Origin of the sequence: Bradyrhizobium sp. SK17 (assembly GCF_002831585.1) — a bacterium.
Lineage (GTDB): Bacteria > Pseudomonadota > Alphaproteobacteria > Rhizobiales > Xanthobacteraceae > Bradyrhizobium.
This window is the reverse complement of the sequence record NZ_CP025113.1, coordinates 6357560-6375612: the sequence shown is the minus strand read 5'-3', so window position 1 is coordinate 6375612 and position 18053 is coordinate 6357560. Positions and strand designations below refer to the sequence as shown.

General features: G+C 65.0%; 24 protein-coding genes and 2 tRNA genes. 15 read left to right on the top strand and 11 right to left on the bottom strand.

All coding sequences use genetic code 11. The features are described 5' to 3' along the window. The first annotated feature begins 194 nt into the window (after positions 1 to 194). Entirely contained in the window at positions 195 to 524 is a 330-nt protein-coding gene (locus CWS35_RS29505) for a His-rich protein BRANT (protein WP_024582406.1), read from the top strand. A gap of 145 nt (positions 525 to 669) precedes the next feature. Here the strand turns inward: CWS35_RS29505 and CWS35_RS29500 are convergent, their stop codons facing one another. Beyond that, a complete protein-coding gene (locus tag CWS35_RS29500; protein ID WP_100956776.1) occupies positions 670 to 2163 on the bottom strand; it encodes an FAD-dependent oxidoreductase in 1494 nt (497 codons plus the stop codon). Between the two features lie 44 nt (positions 2164 to 2207). Between CWS35_RS29500 and CWS35_RS29495 the strand changes: the two genes are divergently transcribed. From CWS35_RS29495 to CWS35_RS29480, 4 genes are all read left to right on the top strand, one after another. Further along, a complete protein-coding gene (locus CWS35_RS29495) occupies positions 2208 to 2726 on the top strand; it encodes a MarR family winged helix-turn-helix transcriptional regulator (RefSeq protein ID WP_024582404.1) in 519 nt (172 codons plus the stop codon). A gap of 70 nt (positions 2727 to 2796) precedes the next feature. After that, positions 2797 to 3237, top strand: a complete 441-nt coding sequence (locus CWS35_RS29490) for a hypothetical protein (protein ID WP_244442243.1) — start codon at positions 2797 to 2799, stop codon at positions 3235 to 3237. A gap of 291 nt (positions 3238 to 3528) precedes the next feature. Beyond that, positions 3529 to 4245: an outer membrane protein gene (locus CWS35_RS29485; RefSeq protein ID WP_024582402.1), complete on the top strand. Its 717-nt coding sequence runs from the start codon at positions 3529 to 3531 to the stop codon at positions 4243 to 4245. A gap of 186 nt (positions 4246 to 4431) precedes the next feature. Then, positions 4432 to 4671, top strand: a complete 240-nt coding sequence (locus CWS35_RS29480) for a DUF6719 family protein (RefSeq protein ID WP_024582401.1) — start codon at positions 4432 to 4434, stop codon at positions 4669 to 4671. A gap of 62 nt (positions 4672 to 4733) precedes the next feature. Here CWS35_RS29480 and CWS35_RS29475 read toward each other — a convergent pair whose 3' ends face one another. Next, a complete protein-coding gene (locus CWS35_RS29475) occupies positions 4734 to 4985 on the bottom strand; it encodes a hypothetical protein (protein ID WP_024582400.1) in 252 nt (83 codons plus the stop codon). Between the two features lie 495 nt (positions 4986 to 5480). Here CWS35_RS29475 and CWS35_RS29470 point away from each other — a divergent pair, with 495 nt between their 5' ends. Together CWS35_RS29470 and CWS35_RS29465 are read left to right on the top strand one after the other, a co-directional pair. Beyond that, the gene (locus CWS35_RS29470; RefSeq protein ID WP_245438734.1) at positions 5481 to 5849 is read left to right on the top strand and encodes a hypothetical protein; all 369 of its coding nucleotides are present in this window, start codon (positions 5481 to 5483) and stop codon (positions 5847 to 5849) included. Then, complete coding sequence (locus CWS35_RS29465; RefSeq protein WP_100955096.1) at positions 5846 to 6694, top strand: alpha/beta fold hydrolase; 849 nt, start codon at positions 5846 to 5848, stop codon at positions 6692 to 6694. The genes CWS35_RS29470 and CWS35_RS29465 overlap by 4 nt, the downstream gene beginning before the upstream one ends. Before the next feature lie 56 nt (positions 6695 to 6750). Here the strand turns inward: CWS35_RS29465 and CWS35_RS29460 are convergent, their stop codons facing one another. From CWS35_RS29460 to CWS35_RS29445, 3 genes are all read right to left on the bottom strand, one after another. After that, entirely contained in the window at positions 6751 to 7317 is a 567-nt protein-coding gene (locus CWS35_RS29460) for a hypothetical protein (protein WP_100955095.1), read from the bottom strand. Between the two features lie 519 nt (positions 7318 to 7836). Continuing rightward, entirely contained in the window at positions 7837 to 8022 is a 186-nt protein-coding gene (locus CWS35_RS29450) for a hypothetical protein (RefSeq protein WP_024582395.1), read from the bottom strand. 41 nt (positions 8023 to 8063) lie between these two features. After that, the gene (locus CWS35_RS29445) at positions 8064 to 8252 is read right to left on the bottom strand and encodes a hypothetical protein (RefSeq protein ID WP_024582394.1); all 189 of its coding nucleotides are present in this window, start codon (positions 8250 to 8252) and stop codon (positions 8064 to 8066) included. A 304-nt stretch (positions 8253 to 8556) separates the two neighbouring features. On the opposite strand from CWS35_RS29445, the gene CWS35_RS29440 reads away from it, so the two are divergent. Further along, positions 8557 to 9288 carry a PEPxxWA-CTERM sorting domain-containing protein gene (locus CWS35_RS29440; protein ID WP_157817276.1) on the top strand — a complete coding sequence of 244 codons (732 nt, stop codon included), beginning with the start codon at positions 8557 to 8559 and terminating at the stop codon, positions 9286 to 9288. A 120-nt stretch (positions 9289 to 9408) separates the two neighbouring features. Here CWS35_RS29440 and CWS35_RS29435 read toward each other — a convergent pair. Then, positions 9409 to 9483, bottom strand: a tRNA-Thr gene (locus tag CWS35_RS29435). Between the two features lie 156 nt (positions 9484 to 9639). After that, positions 9640 to 10068 carry a hypothetical protein gene (locus tag CWS35_RS29430; protein WP_100955092.1) on the bottom strand — a complete coding sequence of 143 codons (429 nt, stop codon included), beginning with the start codon at positions 10066 to 10068 and terminating at the stop codon, positions 9640 to 9642. A 150-nt stretch (positions 10069 to 10218) separates the two neighbouring features. Here CWS35_RS29430 and CWS35_RS29425 point away from each other — a divergent pair, with 150 nt between their 5' ends. The 3 genes from CWS35_RS29425 to CWS35_RS29415 all read left to right on the top strand — a co-directional run bounded on the left by CWS35_RS29425 (position 10219) and on the right by CWS35_RS29415 (position 12132). Further along, complete coding sequence (locus CWS35_RS29425; protein ID WP_100955091.1) at positions 10219 to 10935, top strand: dienelactone hydrolase family protein; 717 nt, start codon at positions 10219 to 10221, stop codon at positions 10933 to 10935. A 169-nt stretch (positions 10936 to 11104) separates the two neighbouring features. Beyond that, positions 11105 to 11578, top strand: a complete 474-nt coding sequence (locus CWS35_RS29420; protein ID WP_024582390.1) for a hypothetical protein — start codon at positions 11105 to 11107, stop codon at positions 11576 to 11578. 89 nt (positions 11579 to 11667) lie between these two features. Next, positions 11668 to 12132, top strand: a complete 465-nt coding sequence (locus CWS35_RS29415) for a hypothetical protein (protein WP_210202741.1) — start codon at positions 11668 to 11670, stop codon at positions 12130 to 12132. Positions 12133 to 12212: 80 nt separating this feature from the next. Here CWS35_RS29415 and CWS35_RS29410 read toward each other — a convergent pair whose 3' ends face one another. Further along, positions 12213 to 12623, bottom strand: a complete 411-nt coding sequence (locus tag CWS35_RS29410; RefSeq protein WP_024582388.1) for a RidA family protein — start codon at positions 12621 to 12623, stop codon at positions 12213 to 12215. Positions 12624 to 12827: 204 nt separating this feature from the next. On the opposite strand from CWS35_RS29410, the gene CWS35_RS29405 reads away from it, so the two are divergent. Beyond that, entirely contained in the window at positions 12828 to 13424 is a 597-nt protein-coding gene (locus CWS35_RS29405; protein WP_100955089.1) for a TetR/AcrR family transcriptional regulator, read from the top strand. A 111-nt stretch (positions 13425 to 13535) separates the two neighbouring features. Here CWS35_RS29405 and rlmB read toward each other — a convergent pair whose 3' ends face one another. Continuing rightward, on the bottom strand, positions 13536 to 14363 hold the full coding sequence (gene rlmB, locus CWS35_RS29400; protein WP_024582386.1) for a 23S rRNA (guanosine(2251)-2'-O)-methyltransferase RlmB: 828 nt from the start codon (positions 14361 to 14363) through the stop codon (positions 13536 to 13538). Positions 14364 to 14556: 193 nt separating this feature from the next. Between rlmB and CWS35_RS29395 the strand changes: the two genes are divergently transcribed. After that, positions 14557 to 14642: transfer RNA gene (locus CWS35_RS29395), tRNA-Tyr, on the top strand. Positions 14643 to 14767: 125 nt separating this feature from the next. On the opposite strand, the gene CWS35_RS29390 is transcribed toward CWS35_RS29395, so the two are convergent. After that, a complete protein-coding gene (locus CWS35_RS29390; RefSeq protein ID WP_157817275.1) occupies positions 14768 to 14917 on the bottom strand; it encodes a hypothetical protein in 150 nt (49 codons plus the stop codon). Positions 14918 to 15207: 290 nt separating this feature from the next. Between CWS35_RS29390 and CWS35_RS29385 the strand changes: the two genes are divergently transcribed. After that, positions 15208 to 15597, top strand: coding sequence for a hypothetical protein (locus tag CWS35_RS29385; protein WP_157817274.1), 390 nt, complete (start codon positions 15208 to 15210; stop codon positions 15595 to 15597). Positions 15598 to 15631: 34 nt separating this feature from the next. Here CWS35_RS29385 and CWS35_RS29380 read toward each other — a convergent pair whose 3' ends face one another. Continuing rightward, entirely contained in the window at positions 15632 to 16561 is a 930-nt protein-coding gene (locus CWS35_RS29380) for a LysR family transcriptional regulator (RefSeq protein ID WP_100955086.1), read from the bottom strand. 119 nt (positions 16562 to 16680) lie between these two features. Between CWS35_RS29380 and CWS35_RS29375 the strand changes: the two genes are divergently transcribed. Further along, on the top strand, positions 16681 to 18036 hold the full coding sequence (locus CWS35_RS29375; protein ID WP_100955085.1) for an MFS transporter: 1356 nt from the start codon (positions 16681 to 16683) through the stop codon (positions 18034 to 18036). Positions 18037 to 18053: the final 17 nt, after the last annotated feature.

Here is an 18053-nt window from a genome sequence, read left to right as displayed (position 1 = left end):
CCAACCCCACGATTGCGTGATGCCGTGCCAGCCGTGGCGGGCTGGGCAACATGACAGAGATGTCATTCACATGAATGAATTCCGTCAGCCCCCTTCAGAACGGGTTCAGTGCCCGGCCCATAAGGTCACGTGCATTGATCGGTGAGGCCGACCATCCGGCCGGAGACCTCTCGATCCCGACGAGGAGGACCACCATGCTGAAGACCATTTCCGCCGCGCTGCTCGCCATGTCCGTGATCGCAGCGCCGGCGTTCGCCACCGAGGCCGGCAAGACCACAACGCCCGCGCCGGTGACCACGACTGCCCCGGCGACCAAGGCCGCTCCGGTGATCAAGAGCGAGCAGCTGCCGTCGAAGGTGCGCAACGCCAATGCCAAGATGGGCCGCCATCACCACAAGCACTATCGCCATCACCGCCACCACAAGCACATGGGCATGTTGAAGGTGAAGGCGCCGAAGCACGTCTCCAAGCACGTCTCGGCCAAGGTCGCGACCAAGCACGTCGTGCCGGCCAAGCGCGGCTGATCGAGCGCGACTGAACCTGATCCGGAGGGCGTCGTTCGATCCACATTGCCCCGCTGCGCCCTCAGGATGCAGAACCGGCCCGCCTGTCCATTGCTTCCCCAATGGCGGCGGGCCGGAGTGCGTTCAGTCCCTTGCAGGGAGCGTGCTAATTAAGGCCGACACGCCGCAGATAGTCCTCCAGCGTGTCGAGCGCTTCCGAACCGACGATCGCGCCGACATAGCCGTCGGGCCGCACCAGCACCCAGTCGCCGGCGTCAAGCTGATAGGCTTTGCGCAACGCGCCGGCATCGTCCACGATGTCGCCGCGCGGTCCGGTGGTGTGGATGCGCAGGTGAGGGCGGGGCGCGACCGCATCACGCGCCACCTCGTGACCGATCAGCGTCCAGTGCGGCCCCTTGAAGAGCTGGAACAGCTGCTTCGGCTGACCGGCGGCGCCGCGCAACTGCGCGTCGGGGGCACGGTCTCCCGCGAGCAGGCCGCCGGGACGTTCAGGCAGCTCCAGTGCGAGCGGGGATCCGCCATAGCTGAGGTCGAGCTGATGCACTTCACGGCCGCGCCGCATGTCGCCGCGTTTGTTGGCGTCGAGCAGCTTGGTCGACAGGCCGAGCATTCCGGCCGCGATCGGACGCCGCTCCGCTTCATAGCTATCTAGTAACGTATCCGGTGCGCCGGCGATCACGGCGGCCAGCTTCCAGCCGAGATTGTAGGAATCCTGCACGCTGGTGTTGAGGCCTTGGCCACCGGTCGGCGGATGAATGTGTGCAGCATCGCCGACCAGGAATGCACGGCCGATCCGATAGCGATCGGCGAGCCTTGCGTTCATGGTGTAGGCCGACGCCCACGCCACAGCGTCAATCCGGATGTCGTTGCGGCCGCTGCGCGCTGCGATCATTCGGGCAAGTCCCTCGGCCGAAAGGTCGACATCGCCCTCGAGCGGGACGGGCGCCTGCAACTGGAACAGCTCGGTGCCGGCAAGTGGGCACAGCGCGATCTGGCGCTCCATCGAACCCTCATGGAAGCGGTGCCAGGCATCGCGTTCGAGACCGCTCAAGGCGAGATCGGCCACCACCGCCCGCACGCCGAGCGTCTTGCCGGGGAAACCGATATCGAGCGCATGACGCACGAAACTGCGACCGCCATCGGCGCCGATCAGGTAGCGCACGCGGATCGTCTCCTCGGCGCCATCGCGGGCTAGAACCGCCGTCACGCCGCCCTCATCCGGTGTGAAGCCGGTCAGCTCGCAGCCGAATTCAACCTGGTGGCCAAGCTCGCGCAGCCGCTCGCGCATCACGCCCTCGGTGAGGAATTGCGGGATCATCAGCGGAACCTGGTAGGGCTCGGTCGGCGTCGGATCGCTACGCTCTATCATCTCGCTGTCGGTGAAGCCGCCGTCCGCATGGTGCTCGCGCTGCGGCGGGTAGGGACCGCCGGCCGCGACAATGCGGTCGACAATGCCGAGATCTTCGAAGATTTCCAGGGTCCGGGGCTGGATGCCCTTGCCGCGCGAGCCGTGAAAGGGGGCATCCATCCGCTCGATCAGGCGGAAGCGAATCCCCCGCCTCGCCAGCTCGATTGCCAGCGTCAGGCCGGCGGCGCCCGCGCCGATGATCAGAACGTCAGCTGCGAATTCCTGTGTCATGGTCCTCTCCATATGTGTAGTATGCACATAATTGGAGGGCCTGGATGTCGTCAACGAAAAGGGTGCAAAATACACATAATCGTGAAACGGTACGGGCTCTGCATGAGGCCCTGATCGACATCGTCGGGGTGATGAACCGGCCGCAGCGCGACGAGCAGATGGTTCGCGAGGCCGGCATTTCGCTGGAGCGGGCGCTGTTTCCGCTGCTGGTCGTGATCGAACGGCGCGGTCCAATCGGGGTGGTCGAGTTGGCCGACCGCGTCGGACGCGACTACACCACCGTCAGCCGGCAGATTGCCAAGCTGGAAAACCTCGGCCTCGTCGCACGCCAGGCCGGCGCCGGCGACCGCCGGGTCCGCGAGGCGATCGTGACGCCGAAAGGCAAGACGATGACGGATGCCGTCGACGCCGCCCGCGAACGGCTCGCCGATGCCGTCTTCACAGGCTGGGACATGCGCGACGTGCAGGAGTTGGTTCGACTGATGCGCAAATTTGCCGACAGCATCAGAAGCGATGTGCTCGACGACGATGCCGCGTCGCGGCTCCAGCGTGCGAAAGAATGAGCCGGCAGCAATAACCGAGTTGCGAATTCCCTTCGGCCGCGCGGCGGTCTAAACAGACGGCCGGGGACTCATGACACAACGACGTTTGCGGATTCTGGCACAACTGGCGGCGATCGCGCTGCTCTCGATTCCGCTCGCCGGCTGCCTCACCAGCGATGACGGCGGCAGCTCCACCACCTTCACCGACGATCGCGGCGTCGCCAACCAGCCGTTTCCGGACAGGTACCGCGACCAGATCCTCGCCTTCATGCGAACTTACCTGAACAATCCGGTCGGGGTCCGCGAAGCCGGGATCGCCGAGCCGGTGCAGCGCACGGTCGGCGGCCGGCTGCGCTACGTGGTCTGCCTTCGCTACAGCGCAAGGGATACCGATGGCAATTACCGCCCAGCCCGCGAGCGCGGCGTCCTGTTCGTCGACGGCCGGCTCGACCGCATCCTCGACAACGCCGCCGAGGCCTGCGCCGGCGCGTCCTATGCGGCATTCCCGGAGCTGGAAAAAATGACGCGCTGACGCGCGGCGGCCTGTCGCAGCGTGCCCGACCGGCAGGTCTGACCGGATCGTTAGCGAACTCCGATCACTTTTCGGGGAGCCTTGAACTGCAACTTAGCCGCCCGCGACTTATATGCAGCCGAAATGCGGTTGCTTAACCGGTGAAAAAACCTTCCGTGCCAAGGAACAAACGGGCGTTGTTGCGACCCCGTCACAGTACGGAAACTTCACAGGTGCGGCATTGCCCCAAAGCAACCCAATTGAGGTCACGTTGTTTGTCTTAACAGCGCAACGTCGTAACGGGGATCAGAGATGAAGAAGTTTTTGCTGGGCACAGTCGCGCTGGCCGCTTTTGCGGGCCCGGCGTTCGCGGCTGACATGCCGGCCCGCACCTATACCAAGGCCCCGCCGCCCTATACCGCCCCGGCGCTGGTCTACAACTGGACCGGTTTCTACATCGGCGGCCATGTCGGCGGCGCGTTCACCGATGGCAACAACCTGATGGGCAGCGATGCGCGCTTCCTGGGTGGCGTGCAGGGTGGCTTCGACTATCAGTTCGCCCCCAACTGGGTGATGGGTATCGAGGCGCAGTATTCCTGGCTGCCGAGCTCGTCGAACAATGGCCTGACGTTCCCCGCCGGAACGGTCGTGACCGGCAACACCGACCAGATCGGCTCGGTGACCGGCCGCCTCGGCTACACCTGGGGTCCGGCGCTGCTCTACGCCAAGGGCGGTTATGCCTGGCGCGACAACAACAACATCACGGCGTCGGTCGGCGGCGTGCCAGCGGCGTTCACCACCGATGGCGGCCACAAGGACGGCTATACGGTCGGCGCCGGCCTCGAATACATGTTCGCTCCGAACTGGTCGGCGAAGGCCGAGTACCAGTATTACAATTTCGGCAAGACCACCTTCACCGGCGGGCCGGCCGACATCGTCGGCGCGAGCTTCCGGAACGACGAGCATACCGTCAAGCTCGGGGTCAACTACCGCTTCGGTTGGGGCGGTCCGGTGGGCTCCCGCTACTGATTGCGACGTCCTTTACCGAATTCGAAAAGGCCGGCCTTCGGGTCGGCCTTTTTTGTTGGCCCGACGCTTGCTTATTCAGCCGATATTCACGCCTGATCGTGCAATGCAAAAAATAATTCCTGCATTGCACGGAACTTTCATCGTGATGCGGTATTGTGCGGTTGCCGGGCTGGTGGACAAACAAACATGCGTAGCTTTGCGTTAGGGCTGATCCTCTCTGCGGTCTCCGTGCCGTGTCTTGCCCAGACCATCCTCAAATCCGAACCCTTGGCGCTTGCGCCCTACGAGGTCGTGTTCGTTCAGGACGCGTCCTGCGCGGCCGGCAAGGTGTTGAAGGTGACGGGCGCGATCCGGGGTCTGCATCGGCGCAAGATTTGCGTCTCGCTGGCCGCCGAACAGGCCTCGCTGGCAACGGCGACGCCGTAAGGGCAACACCGATCGCACTCGCGCCTCCGGCCCGTACCCGCGCGCCGGCCCCATCGGTGTCTTCAATTCAACCGCGGCTCCTGGCGCGCTTCACGATCGGCATCGGCCTTGTTCTGGACCGGGTCCTCATTCGGCTCGAGCTGGCAGGGCCGGATTTCGTAGTTGTTGTCCAGCACCGGACGCGGCGCGGCCGTCTCCTCCTCGCTGACGGCATCCACCACCAGCCCGGATTTCCTGGCGAGCTTCCACACGTCGGCCTCGGTCGGATAGGCCTTGCTCAGCTTGGCGTCCTGATAGAACAGCGCATACGGCATCGGTCGGTCCCCCAAACACCGACAACGCCGGCCGGCGTTCCCGGTTTCCTGCGAGATTGCCGTTCCAATCACGGAACCGTGAGCGCATTCCCGGGTAAGCATCTGAAAATGTGAGTCATTTCGGACCTTTCCCCGGCGAACCCTGAGTCCTTAATGGCTGGTAAACCCGGGAAAAAAGAATCCCCGGGACTCTCCGGGTAGAATCGCCGGATGCTCCAATCCATGAGAGCGATCCTTCAGACCCCCCATGAACGCGTGCACTGCGCTCTCGCGCTCGCACTGCTCGCGGCCTGTGCCGCGAACGTGGCGCTGGTCTGGTCCTGGCTCTAGGCTCTCGGCTTCAGTCAAACTCCTGACGTGGCGACCCACGGCGAAAACGCCGGGGCCGCGCGACGCCGGTGACAATTGACGGCCCCTCCATTCCTTCCCTCAATGCCACCAGAACAAGCGCACGCTGCGCCCGGCGCAGGCGAGCCGCCATCGGGTGGAGCTGACATGATCGAGATGCTGAAGGAACGGGTCAACGGCGACCCCGGTCTGGTGCGACGCGGCCGCTATCTGACCACGACCTTCCTGCTCGAGATCGGCAAGGCCGCCTGGCTGATCGCGATCCATGAGGGCCGGATCGTCGCGGTGACCAAGGGTCCATTCGTGATGCCGTCATCGGCGTTCGCGCTGCGCACCTCGGACGAGGAGTGGGACAAGTTCTGCGAGCGGCGGCCGCCGCCGGGCTCCAACGACCTGATGGCGCTGATCAAGCGCCGTGTGCTGAAGGCCGAGGGCGAACTGCAAGTCTTCATGGCGAACCTGCGCTACTTCAAGGAGGCGCTCGGCAAGCTGCGCCGCGCGGGAGTTCACGCATGAGCGCCAGATTCGAACCGATCGTCGGCCGCTACATGCATCTCGAACTGTCGGGCCGGCCGCACCGCATCTATGTCGAGGAGGCCGGCGAGGGCACGCCGCTGCTCTGTCTGCACACCGCGGGCGCCGACGGGCGACAGTATCGCGGCCTGATGAACGATATCAGTGTCACCCGCAACCATCGCGTCATCGCCTTCGACATGCCCTGGCACGGCAAGTCGTCGCCGCCGCAAGGTTGGCACGACGAGGAGTACCAGCTCACCTCGGCGCAATACACGGCGATGATCCTCTCCGTGATCGACGCGCTCGAGCTCGACAAGCCGATCGTGATCGGCTGCTCGATCGGCGGTCGGATCGCGCTGCATCTGGCGCTCGAGCATCCAGAACGTTTCCGCGCCATCATCGGCCTGCAAGCCGGTGCGCATGTCGATCCCTATTACGACCTGAACTTCCTGCACCGGCCGGACGTCCATGGCGGCGAGGTTGCGGCGGCGATCGTCTCGGGGCTGGTCGGGCCGGACGCGCCGGACAGTGAGCGGTGGGAAACGCTTTGGCACTACATGCAAGGCGGCCCCGGCGTGTTCAAAGGCGATCTCTATTTCTACAAGATCGACGGCGACATCCGCGCCCGCGTCGCCGAGATCGATACCAGGCGCTGCCCGCTGTTCCTGCTGTCAGGTGAATACGACTACTCCTGCACGCCGGAAGAGACGTTGGCGGTGGCGAGCAGCATCGCCGGTTGCGAGGCCACCATCATGAAGGGCTTCGGCCATTTTCCGATGAGCGAGAATCCAGGCGAGTTTCTCAAACACCTGCTGCCGGTGCTGGAGAAGATCGGCGCGGCATGACGCGACGGCTCGCGGCCCAAGCAAGCCGGGCATGACACGATCGGGGAGTGAGCCGTCTATTTGCCCGAGCGCGGCAAATCGCTGTTGTCGCGGATCGCCGCACGGACCTTGGCCATGGTCGTCGTGCAATATTCCTCGCGCTCCTTCAGGAAGCGCTGCTGCTGCGCGCGGAAGCTGGCAACCCGCTCCCTCACTTCGGATCCGAAGTCGCCGCGGATATCGAGCTTGGCGAACTGCGGAAGCTGAGCCGGCGGCGGCGGGACCTCGACGACGGTCACCGTCAAGGGCGGCGGCGCCGGCGGCAGGCCCTCGATCACGGTGGGTACCGGAAGCGAGGGAGGTGAGACCATCCTTGGGGTCTCGGCGGCAGGCTTGATCCCCGACACCGGCGTTGTTTCCAAAGTGGTCCTGGCTTCCAAGGTGGTCCTGGCTTCGGTCTCGGCCGTCGGGATCGTCGGCTGCGCGGGGCCCGGCTGGGGTGCCGCGGCCGATGGGGCGGTGGTTTGTTGAGCGGGCGTCTGGGCAGACGTCGGCGCCCCGGCGTCAGGCAGCTTGCCCTTCACCGACTGAACGAAAGCCATTGTCTGCGCGATCAGAAGATCGCGTTCCTTCATCCACTTCATGGCGCACCCTAAGCGCGCGGATTCCAGCAAAGCAACTCCGCGGAATCAAGCATCGGCCATCATGATGGTTGACGAAGACGCCTGTTTCGCAGGCGCGGTGACATAATTGTGACACGTAGCGGCCGCGAAGGCGGTCAGCGTTGGCCAGGATTGGTGTTTGGGACGAACGGGGTACCGACGATACGGATCGGTATTTGATCGTCCGCTGGCGCCCGATTCGTGGCCGGCCGGGACATGGCGCTTGCCGGCGCGGACCCCGGATCCAGCAGCGCGACGATTCCGGCGGCGGCCACGCTCAGCAGCGTAGCGGCGCCCAGAAGCGCGATATTGCGGTCGGCCTCGCGAGTCCTCATGCGAAAGGAAATACGTGAGGGCGCATCATGTTCCGGACAAATCCTGACGCGTTTTCGCGCGGTCTTGGCGGCGCGCTGAAAGTCAGCGTTGGAATCAGACTCGAAGGCACCCAGGGCAGGTGCCAAGTGAGCCAGGCATAGCAGCGATCGGAGCGGGCGAGGGTTCTCAGCCCGGCAAGGCCGTCGCCTCCGCGATGGTTGGCGCGGTGACGCCGGCCTCGATCATGTCGGCGTAGCGGCCATACTCCTCGGCCATTTCAAGCAGCTTCTCGCGCACCATCGCGTCGGTGACCTGACGGGCCAGCCGTCGCGCCTGATCGGACTGGAAGCGGTAATGTGCTGTGTCGGACATGGTGGCTCCTTACACATGGGTAAGGGCCATCGGGCAAAGGTTCACTGTAGGATCTGCGAGCGATCACCCAGCGCGGCCGGGACGCCGTCCCCCGCCTTGTCCTCGCGGACCTCGACCTCGAACCAGCCCATCTCCTTCAGCTCGCGCGCCTTCTTCTCGGCCGCGTCTTCATTGTCGCGCTTCAGCACGATTTGGCTGGTGCCATCACGGGCAAGGATCAAATAGGTCATTGGCAGAGTCCCATCCCGCATTCTGCATAGTCCGTTTTGGCCTGCAAGGACAGAAACAAGACGCAGGATGGGTGATCCTACGGGCATCTCCCCACGATTCCTGCCAAGATTCTCTGCGGAGATTTCTGTCGAGGTGCGGGGCGCGCGCATCCGCGACGGCCCGGGTCAGTGTGGAGAGGCTCGCCTGCAAAATAGTTAACGCGAGTTGACAGAATGTCGCACCCGCGTAATATTAATTGAATTAAATGGAGGGGTTTAAAGCGCGTCAAATCCTCTCACGCAAATATTTTAAATGGGGAGTACAATGAAAAATACGTTTCTGATCGTCGGCGTTGCTGCTCTGTTTTCGACCGTGGTATCGGTCGCCGCGAAGGCCGATCCCGTGACCGGCACGCTGAGTGCCACCTACTACGAAGTCCTCAACAACGGGTCCGGTGCGCCCGATTTCGGCGGCTCGGGCACGCCGAATGTCGCGATCGGCAGCGGGTTGGTGAACGACCGGCCGGTCGTCAGCACGTCCAGCCCGGGCGTGTCGATGTATGATCATTCCACCGGCCAGTTGCTGTGGTGGACACCGTCGGCAACGGTCATCCAGACCGGCACCGGCACGGTCTCGCTGCCTTACAGCAGCACGATGTACGCCCCGAACAGCACCGGCACCAACGATGCCGCCGCGTTTGAAACCGCGGTGCTGAAGGGCACGTTCTCGCTGTCGTCAGCCGGAACGGTCCACTTCACGGTCGGCTCGGACGACGACGCCTTCGTCTACCTGAACGGCGTCCTGATCGGACAGAATCCCGGCATTCACGCGATCACCGACGTCACGTTCGCAGGCAACGCAAACGCCGGCGTGAATACGCTGGAAATCTTCTACGCCGATCGTGAACGGACCGGCGCGCAGCTCGACGTCAGCGCCGACGTGGCACTGACGGCTGCCGTTCCCGAGCCGTCGACCTGGGCAATGATGATCCTCGGGTTCTTCGGCGTCGGCTCGCTGGCCTATCGCCGAAACCGCAAGCAGCAAGTGCTCGCCTAGAGCATCATCCGCGCATTGAAAAAGCCCGGCTCAAGCCGGGCTTTTTTTCGTCCCGGTGACCGACGATCCTGTCGCTGGCGGGTGCCCGCTGGGGCGAGGCGCGGCGGAGAAGCCGAAGGCTGGTGCCGGCTGAGGGGATTGAACCCCCGACCTTCAGTTTACAAAACTGCTGCTCTACCGCTGAGCTAAGCCGGCGAAAGGGGAATGATTTGCGGGCTCGCATAGCAGACTTGGCGGGCCAGAGCCAGAACCAGAAGCCCGGACCGTGGAAGGTTCGCATCGATCGCGCTGCGCCAGGCAGCAGAAAGGCGGCCTGAAGGCCGCCTTCTCGCCGTCAGCGCTGTGCGTCGGCTACTGGCAGGGATGCCGGAGGCCGTCGCTGCCGCGGAACCAGGTGCCGGGGGTGCAGACAAATCCGTTCTGCCGCGCATATTCCTCGCCGCCGATCGGGCTGCGGGCGTATTCGGGGCCGCCGAACGGCGCGGTGGCGATGGCGGCCGCTGTTCCAACCGCGCCGCCGACCACGCCGGCCGCGGCGTCGACCGGCGCGAACGGGCCGGGGTCATAGCGGTTGTAGCTGTCCTGCCAGTCGCGGTCGCGCCGCGTGGTGCGGTGGTGATAGGTGGTTGCGGTGGCGCCTGGTGCCATCGTCTGGCATCGGGCATCCGGATAGGCATTCGAGCAGCGCGCGGCGGAGCCGATGGTCTGTTGCGCCATCGCCGGGGCGGCGAGCGCCGAAGCGAGCAGGGCTGCTGCGCCGAGCATCTTGAGCTGTGTCATGCGAAGTCTCCTCTCGTCGTGGTGAGAAGCTAATCTCGCGATCCGGCGCGTGTTCCTGCGCGGCCTTGCCTCGCGATCAAACCGGTGTGAAGTTCCGCCGGGGTCCGCGCATGACGCGTTCCGGATCATGGCGCTTTTGATGAGAATGGCATGCACACACGCGACATCGACTACGCCGGCGGCGACGCCCATCTGCGCGGTTATCTGGCCGTCAGCGACACGGGCGCAAGGCGTCCCGGCGTGCTGGTCTTCCACGAGGGGCTCGGGCTCGGCGATTTCGCGATGGAGCGGGCGCGCAGACTTGCCGGGCATGGCTATGTCGCGCTGGCGGCCGACATGTTCGGCGATCGGCAGCAGGCCGCCAACCTCGATCAGGCGATGACGCTGATCGGCGGCTTGCGGACAAATCCCGCCAGGCTTCGCGCGCGGGCCCGCGCGGCGCTCGCGACACTCACCGCGCTGCCCGAGGTCGATGCCACGAGATGCGCGGCGATCGGTTTCTGCTTCGGCGGCACCGTCGCGCTCGAGCTTGCGCGCGACGGCGCCGACCTCAAGGCCGTCGTCAGCTTCCACGGCGTGCTCTCGACCACGCAGCCGGCAGCGGCTGGTGCGGTGAGGGCGAGCGTGCTGGTGCTGACCGGGGCCGACGACCCGCTGGCGCCGCCCGAACAGGTCGCAGCCTTCGAGAACGAGATGCGCGCCGGCAAGGTCGCCGACTGGCAGGTGACCAGCTACGGCAACGTGCTGCACGGCTTCACCAACCCGTCCGCTGACGGCTCGATCATGAGCTCGGCGCTTTACGACGCGCGGGCCGACCGCCGCTCCTGGGCGGCGATGCAAGGCCTGTTCGACGAGGTGCTGGCCTGACGATCACCGAGGACGCAGCCGTTAACGATGTCTGAGCGGGCGCGGCCGCATTGAGCCGATGCCGATGCTTACGCATTAGGCTTACCGGCAGTTTGGCCCGCGGCCTTAACCCTTCCGCCAAGGCATTGGACTAGGCTGAGCCTGGAACAATTCGGGACGCTGGGTGAACATGCGCGGACGACTGGCGCTGGTGATATTGGCTGCGATGACCTCGGCGGCGTCGGCCGGCGGCGGCTTCGACATCGTCGTGCCCTCGCGGCCCGGCGTGCCGATCATCATCAACGGCGTCGACGCCTCCTACGCCGTGGTCGAAGGCGCGATGGGGCTCGCCCGCAACGAGTCGCTGGTGCCGACCGTCTATGGCGGCCGCCCGATCGATCCCCAGCCGAATGTCGGCCATTATTATCCGAGCCTCGGCCGCATGCCGGGCTATGGCCGGCTCGAGATCGAGCCGCCGGCCAATCGCAGCCTGCCCAAGCCGGCCGAAAGCTACCATCAATCCTGGTCGGCGCGGTCTACGCCGCTGCCGGCGCAGTCCAACGAGCCGGTCGATCCGCCGCCGGTGATCTACGCGCCGCAGTTCAACGGACCGCAGCCGCTCCCCGGGGCGATGCCGCGGCCACCGCGTCCGAGAGGCCCTTAGAACCAACTGTCCAATCAAGAGCCCTCAACCGGGGGCGCTGAATAGCCATCAAGAGCTACGCGACGAACAGAGAGCATCAGGAGAGAGTAATGCGTCAAATGATCAAAGGACTGATTGCGGCGGTGGCCGTCATGCTGACCGCGCCCGCGATGGCGTGCGGTTTCAACCCTTGCGGTGCGCCGGTCTACGCCGCGCCTGCCGTGACCTATGGCTGTGGTGGCTGCGGCGGCTACGGCTACGGCTATGGCTATGCCGGATACGGCGCCGTCGAACGCCTGCCTGACCCGGATGCGGCCTATCCCAACGCGACCCAGCAGTACTATTACGTCAACCAGGGACCGACCTACAGCGGTCCGGGCAACTGGGCGCCGCGTCCGTACTACCGCGAAGGCTATGGCCGCCCCTATTACGGCTATCGCCACTATGGCTACCGCCACTACGGTTATCGCCACCACTACCGGCCCTACCGTGCGCACTACGGCTATCGCTACGGCTACGCGCATCGCGCGCCGGCCTATCACTACGGCCACCGCGTGCTGCGCCGCTATTACTGATCTCGACCGATCCGTCGAAACATCAGCGCCCGTTCGCGTCACGCGAGCGGGCGCTTCTCTTTGGTGATCGGTGAGGAGATCTATGCGGCTGCGCGATGCGGCATGCGGGCGATGACCTTGATCTCGAAATCGAAGCCGGCGAGCCAATTCACGCCCACCGCGGTCCAGTTGGGGAAGGGCGGCGTGGCGAACATCTCATTCTTGACTGCCGCGACGGTCTTGAACTGATTTTCGGGATCAGTGTGGAACGTGGTGAGATCGACGATGTCGTCGAAGCTGCAATCCGCCGCGTGAAGCGTTGCGCGAAGGTTGTCGAATGCCTGCCGGACCTGACGCTCGAAATCAGGCTCGGGAGAGCCATCGAGACGGCTGCCGACCTGACCGGAGACGAAGACGAGGTCGCCCGACCGGATCGCGGCTGAATAGCCGTGGGCTTCGTAGAGGGCATGCCGGTTGGCGTTGGCAGGGAAAATCGCCTCGCGCTGCGCCATCGCTTGATCCTTTCGTTTCCGTGTGTTGGCGGTGTGGATGCGCAGCCCGCCGATACGTCCTTCGCGTGCCGCCGCTATCGCATTTGATATACGCCGCGTATGCCAGTACATTAGTTGGCATACGGAGCGTATGTCAATCCATATACGTTGCGTATGTGAATTCGATGAGGGTGACCGGTGGCGGCAAAGCGACGCATCGAGACGATGGAAGAGAACCGCGCCAAGCTGATCGCGGCTGCGCGAAAGGCCTTTGCCAGGGATGGCTATGCCGAAGCCTCGATGGATGAATTGACCGCTTCGGTCGGTCTGACGCGGGGCGCGCTCTATCATAATTTCGCGGACAAGCGCGGACTGCTGTCGGCGGTGGTGAACGAGATCGACGGCGAAATGGCGGCGCGCGCGCAGGCGATCGGCGCCCGCGCAGGAGGCGACTGGCAGGGGCTGCTGGCGGAAGGGGTGGCCTATATCGAGATGGCGCTCGATCCCGAGGTCCAGCGCATCGTGCTGCTCGATGGCCCAGCGGTGCTCGGGGATCCGTCGCAATGGCCCAGCCAGAGCCATTGCCTGCAAGTGACGAAGCAGACGGTCGAACGGTTGATCTCGCGGGGCATCCTCAAGCCGATCGACGCCGAAGCAGTCGCGCGACTGTTGAATGGCGCGGCACTCAATGCCGCGCTCTGGGTCGCGGCCAGCAACAATCCCAAAGCCGTCTTGCCGAAGGCCGTGGACGCCTTCACGCACCTCGCCTCGGGGCTGCTTGCGGGTCCGCTCGCTCCTGGTGCTCGCACGCGGAAGAAGTGAGATGCCGCGAGCGAGAGCGTTTTCGAGCGAAGTGGAGACCGGTTCGCGTGAAGAAAACGCGAAGACAACAACCTGGAGCCCCGTTCCGATTTCATCGGAACGGGAAAGGCTCTAGCCCATCAGCCCAAGCCGGCTGGCGCCGATATAGAGTGCGAGCACGGCGGCGTTCGACACATTCAGGCTCTTGATCTCGCCGGGCATGTCGAGGCGGGCGACGACGCGGCAGGTCTCGCGCGTCAACTGCCGCAGGCCCTTGCCCTCGGCGCCGAGCACCAGCGCGAGCGGCTGTTGCAGCGGAACCTTGCCGAGGTCCTCGCTGCCCTCGCTGTCGAGGCCGACGGTCTGGAAGCCGTGCTCGTTCAGCTCGTTCAGCGCGCGCGCCAGGTTCTGCACCGTGACCATCGGGACCAGCTCGAGCGCGCCGGAGGCGGCCTTCGCCAACACGCCGGTCGCCTCCGGGCTGTGCCGCGCAGTGGTGACGATCGCCTTCACCGCGAACGCCGCCGCCGAGCGCAGGATGGCGCCGACATTGTGCGGGTCGGTGATCTGGTCGAGCACCAGCACGATGCCCTCCAGCGCCAGCGTGTCGATGCCGGGCGAGGGCAGGGGATCGGCCTCCGCCAACAGGCCCTGATGCACGGCATCGGGGGTGAGGCGGCGGTCGATGTCGCTGGGACGGACGATCTCCGGGGCGACCCGGGTCGCGATATTCTCCTCGGCGAGCCGCTTGGCGGCGTTCTCGGTGAGGTAAAGCTTGCGGATCTGGCGCTCCGGGTTGGCCAATGCCGCCGCCACCGTGTGCCAGCCGTACAGAATCACCGGTCCGTCGGAACCGGATTCGCGCTCCCGCCGGGCCTGCGGGCGGCCGAATTTCGGCCCTTTCTGGAAGGGTTTACCGCCCTTGCCTCGGAAATTGGGTCTGCGGTCGCGATCGCTCATGGGAGGCTTGTGTCACGGGTGTCGAATATTGGCAATTTAACCGGCAAATAGGCGCCTGGCTTGGTTGACTTTGGGGACCGCCTTCGCCCATAAACGCGCCCGACCGCGCACCCGCTTCGGGTCGGCCGGTTATCAGCGTCATTTCGATGACCGGTCCGCCGCCACTCGCGCGGCTGGTTCGACGCTGTTGGACGGGGGAGTGTCCCGAGTGGCAAAGGGAGCTGACTGTAAATCAGCCGCCTCATGGCTTCGCAGGTTCGAGTCCTGCCTCCCCCACCAGCCTTCGCTCGCTTCGCGAGCTACGGCTAGGCAGGCCAGCAAGACTCCATCGTAGCGAAGTGAGCGAAGGCTGCCGCGCCGAAGCCCGGAGGGCGCAGGCGGGCTGGATCGATGCCACTGGCCCGTTAGGCGAAGCGTGTCGCCACTTCCACGAACGTTGGCTCGGCAAGCCAGCCAAGCTGCATCAAAAACGAAATGAGCGAGAGCGGGCTCTGTCGTCGGCAATCACGCACGGCCATGCACCAGCGCAAGTTCGCGTGATCGTCGGCCTTCACGATGCTGCCTCTGGTTGCGATGCCAAACTTCCGCAACAATCCGCGACTGGGATATCGACGTTCTCCCTGACGCGGTAAGGGCAATCGCATATGGCAGCGAGCGGCTTTGCTGTCTCCACATTCGTCATGGCCGGGCTTGTCCCGGCCATCCACGTCTTTCTCACGCGGAGACTAAGACGTGGATGCCCGGCACAAGGCCGGACATGACGGACTTTGTGGGGAAATCGAGCGCATATGCGATAGCCCTCCCTGACGCGGGAGGTGCTCGCGAAGTCTCGTGGAGGTCTGGAATGCGCGTTGTCTCAGCGATCGCATGTGGAATCCTGTCGTTGCTTGCAGCCTCTTCGGCGCAGGCCGAGGTCACGTTCAATACGGCGTCGCCTGTCCCGCCGCGCGGATTGATGGACATCACTGTGACGCTCAAGAGCGTTGCCGTGCCTCCTGCGTCAGTGCAGGGGGGCGACCGTGAAACGGCCCTGAACGAGATCAGGCGGGATCTCTACCAGGAGGCCAAGGACCAGTGCCCGATCCTCGCGAAGGTGTATGACGCGAACTGCCGAGTGACGTCCGTCAACATTTTCAGATTGCAGTCGATGCAGAAGGATGGCCCGCCCAGCTTTTCGATAACCGGGACGGCCAAATACGAACTGAAGACGAGCGACGGCGACACCAAGCAGTGATCGCGCACGGCTCGCCGCAGCCGCTACCAGACCTTCACTCCATCCTCCCGAACATCTCCACCAGCGTCTCGCGCAGCCAGCGCTGCGCCGGGACGGTGTCGTTGCGCTGGTGCCAGAACAGGCTGACGACGCGCGGCGGGGCTGGCAGCGGTACCGGCACGGCGTGCAGATGCGGCGCGTGGCGCGACTGCGCGCTGAGATCGCGCGGCAGCACCGCGATCAGGTCGGACTGCCGGACGATCTCGTAGGCGGCGTTGTAATGGTTGACGGTCGCGACCAGGTTGCGCGACAGCCCGCGCGAGGCGAGGAACTGATCGTAGGTCGGCAGCGTCCGCCCGGCGAGGCTGACATCGACATGCCCGGCGTTGAGGAAGCCGCGCGTGCTCAGCCGCTTCTGCCTGGCCAGCGGATGATCCTTCCGCATCATGCAGGCATATTCGACGGTCCACAGCGAGCGTGAGCGGATCGCGGCCGGCGGATGCTGCGCCTCGTTGACATAGACGCTCAGCACGCAATCGACCCGGTTGTCCTCGAGCCGGTCGCCGATCTCCAGGATGGTGTTGGGCATGGTGTGGATGCGCACCGACGGCGCCACCTCGCTGAACCGGATCAGCAGCCGCGGCATCACCAGCGAGGCGACGTAGTCCGACATCGACAGGCTGAATTCGGCCTCGGCGCGCCGCGGATCGAACGCGTCCTCGTCGAGCGCGTGGCGCACGTTTTCCAGCGCGTCGCCGATCGGCTCCCACAACGCCACCGCACGCTGTGTCGGGCGGATCCCGGTGGCCGTGCGCACGAACAGGGGATCGCCGAGCGCGTCGCGCAGGCGGGCGAGCGCGTTGCTGACCGCGGGCTGGGTCATCGTCAGCGCGCTCGCCGCGCGGGTGACGCTGCCCTCGGTCATCAGCGCCTCGAAGACTTTCAGGAGGTTGAGGTCGAGGGTACGGAAGGACACGGGCGATATTCACATTGGTGATGTGCTAGATAACAATTATAAATTATTCCGATAATCATGATTTGTCTATCATTGCCGCCAATGACCCCGCGGCGCGTGCCGAACCGCGGGGCGCGGAGGGGGATTTCATGTCCATGATCTCGGCGCGCATCGAGCGCCTGCCGTTCGCGCGTTTCCATGTGCACCTGCTGCTGATGGGCGGGCTGGGCTATCTGTTCGACGCGATGGATGCCGCGGTGCTGGCGTTCATCCTGCCGGTGCTGCGCACCGCCTGGAGCCTGACCAATGTCGAGACCGGCGTGCTCGGCAGCAGCACCTTCGTCGGTTATCTGTTTGGCGCGCTGCTGGCGGGGACGCTGGGCGACTTGATCGGCCGCCGCGCGGTGATGATGTCGGCGCTGGCGCTGTATTGCGCGGCCTCGCTGGTCAGCGCGGCGGTCGATAGCTGGCCGGCGTTCTTCGCCGCGCGCGTCGTCGCCGGCATGGGCACCGGCGCGGAGAGCGCGATCATCGCGCCTTACCTCGCGGAATTCGTGGCGCGGCGTTACCGCGGCGCCTTCACCGGCGCGCTGGCCGGCTTCTTCTCGTTCGGCTTCGTCGCCGCTGCCTTGCTCGGCTATTTCATCGTGCCGGCCTACGAGAATGGCTGGCGCATCGTGCTCGTCATCACCGCCGTGCCGGTCGTGATGCTGCTGTGGTGGCGCAGGTCATTACCGGAATCGCCGCGCTGGCTGGAAAGCCGGGGCAGGGAAACGGAAGCCAGCGCGGTGCTCGACAGGATCGAGGCGAGCTTTGCGCGCGAGGGCCAGGTGCTGCCGGCGCCGGTCGCCGAACCGGCGCTGCCTGCCGTCTCGTCAGGAACGCTGCTGAGCAATTTTGCCGCGCTGTTGGCCGGCCGCCAGGCCCGCATCACCACCATGACCTGGATCATGTGGCTGTCGATCACCTTCAGCTACTACTCTTTCTTCGTCTGGATTCCCGGCCTCCTGGTGCAGAACGGTATGAGCATCACCAAGAGCTTTGGCTATTCGCTGGCGATGTATTGCGCGCAGGTGCCCGGCTATTTCACCGCCGCGTTCTTCAACGAGCGGATCGGACGGCAGGCGACGATCGCGTCCTACATGCTGCTCGGCGGCGTCAGCGCGCTCGGGCTCGCTTTTGCCAAGAGCGATGGTGAGATCATGACGGCGGGGTTGCTGCTGTCGTTCTTCATGAACGGCACCTATGCCGGCGTCTATGCCTACACCGCCGAGGTGTTTCCGACCGCGATCCGTACCACCGGAGCCGGGCTCGCATCTGCGATCGGGCGGATCGGCGCCATCGCGGCCCCGATCCTGGTCGGCTATCTCTATCCGAATTTCGGCTTTGCCGGCGTGTTCGGCGTCACCACGTCCGTGCTGCTGATCGGCGCACTCACTGTCGTGCTGATGGGCGTGCCGACGCGGGGCCGATCGCTGGAAGAAATCGCAAGCAAGACCGCGTGACCACGGCGGCGTCCTGA

Bases quoted from the DNA above. Each gene is read 5' to 3' on its own strand.
- CWS35_RS29505 (WP_024582406.1), top strand. From the start codon at position 195: ATGCTGAAGACCATTTCCGCCGCGCTGCTCGCCATGTCCGTGATCGCA.
- CWS35_RS29500 (WP_100956776.1), bottom strand. From the start codon at position 2,163: ATGACACAGGAATTCGCAGCTGACGTTCTGATCATCGGCGCGGGCGCC.
- CWS35_RS29495 (WP_024582404.1), top strand. From the start codon at position 2,208: ATGTCGTCAACGAAAAGGGTGCAAAATACACATAATCGTGAAACGGTA.
- CWS35_RS29490 (WP_244442243.1), top strand. From the start codon at position 2,797: ATGACACAACGACGTTTGCGGATTCTGGCACAACTGGCGGCGATCGCG.
- CWS35_RS29485 (WP_024582402.1), top strand. From the start codon at position 3,529: ATGAAGAAGTTTTTGCTGGGCACAGTCGCGCTGGCCGCTTTTGCGGGC.
- CWS35_RS29480 (WP_024582401.1), top strand. From the start codon at position 4,432: ATGCGTAGCTTTGCGTTAGGGCTGATCCTCTCTGCGGTCTCCGTGCCG.
- CWS35_RS29475 (WP_024582400.1), bottom strand. From the start codon at position 4,985: ATGCCGTATGCGCTGTTCTATCAGGACGCCAAGCTGAGCAAGGCCTAT.
- CWS35_RS29470 (WP_245438734.1), top strand. From the start codon at position 5,481: ATGATCGAGATGCTGAAGGAACGGGTCAACGGCGACCCCGGTCTGGTG.
- CWS35_RS29465 (WP_100955096.1), top strand. From the start codon at position 5,846: ATGAGCGCCAGATTCGAACCGATCGTCGGCCGCTACATGCATCTCGAA.
- CWS35_RS29460 (WP_100955095.1), bottom strand. From the start codon at position 7,317: ATGAAGTGGATGAAGGAACGCGATCTTCTGATCGCGCAGACAATGGCT.
- CWS35_RS29450 (WP_024582395.1), bottom strand. From the start codon at position 8,022: ATGTCCGACACAGCACATTACCGCTTCCAGTCCGATCAGGCGCGACGG.
- CWS35_RS29445 (WP_024582394.1), bottom strand. From the start codon at position 8,252: ATGACCTATTTGATCCTTGCCCGTGATGGCACCAGCCAAATCGTGCTG.
- CWS35_RS29440 (WP_157817276.1), top strand. From the start codon at position 8,557: ATGAAAAATACGTTTCTGATCGTCGGCGTTGCTGCTCTGTTTTCGACC.
- CWS35_RS29430 (WP_100955092.1), bottom strand. From the start codon at position 10,068: ATGACACAGCTCAAGATGCTCGGCGCAGCAGCCCTGCTCGCTTCGGCG.
- CWS35_RS29425 (WP_100955091.1), top strand. From the start codon at position 10,219: ATGCACACACGCGACATCGACTACGCCGGCGGCGACGCCCATCTGCGC.
- CWS35_RS29420 (WP_024582390.1), top strand. From the start codon at position 11,105: ATGCGCGGACGACTGGCGCTGGTGATATTGGCTGCGATGACCTCGGCG.
- CWS35_RS29415 (WP_210202741.1), top strand. From the start codon at position 11,668: ATGCGTCAAATGATCAAAGGACTGATTGCGGCGGTGGCCGTCATGCTG.
- CWS35_RS29410 (WP_024582388.1), bottom strand. From the start codon at position 12,623: ATGGCGCAGCGCGAGGCGATTTTCCCTGCCAACGCCAACCGGCATGCC.
- CWS35_RS29405 (WP_100955089.1), top strand. From the start codon at position 12,828: ATGGAAGAGAACCGCGCCAAGCTGATCGCGGCTGCGCGAAAGGCCTTT.
- rlmB (WP_024582386.1), bottom strand. From the start codon at position 14,363: ATGAGCGATCGCGACCGCAGACCCAATTTCCGAGGCAAGGGCGGTAAA.
- CWS35_RS29385 (WP_157817274.1), top strand. From the start codon at position 15,208: ATGCGCGTTGTCTCAGCGATCGCATGTGGAATCCTGTCGTTGCTTGCA.
- CWS35_RS29375 (WP_100955085.1), top strand. From the start codon at position 16,681: ATGTCCATGATCTCGGCGCGCATCGAGCGCCTGCCGTTCGCGCGTTTC.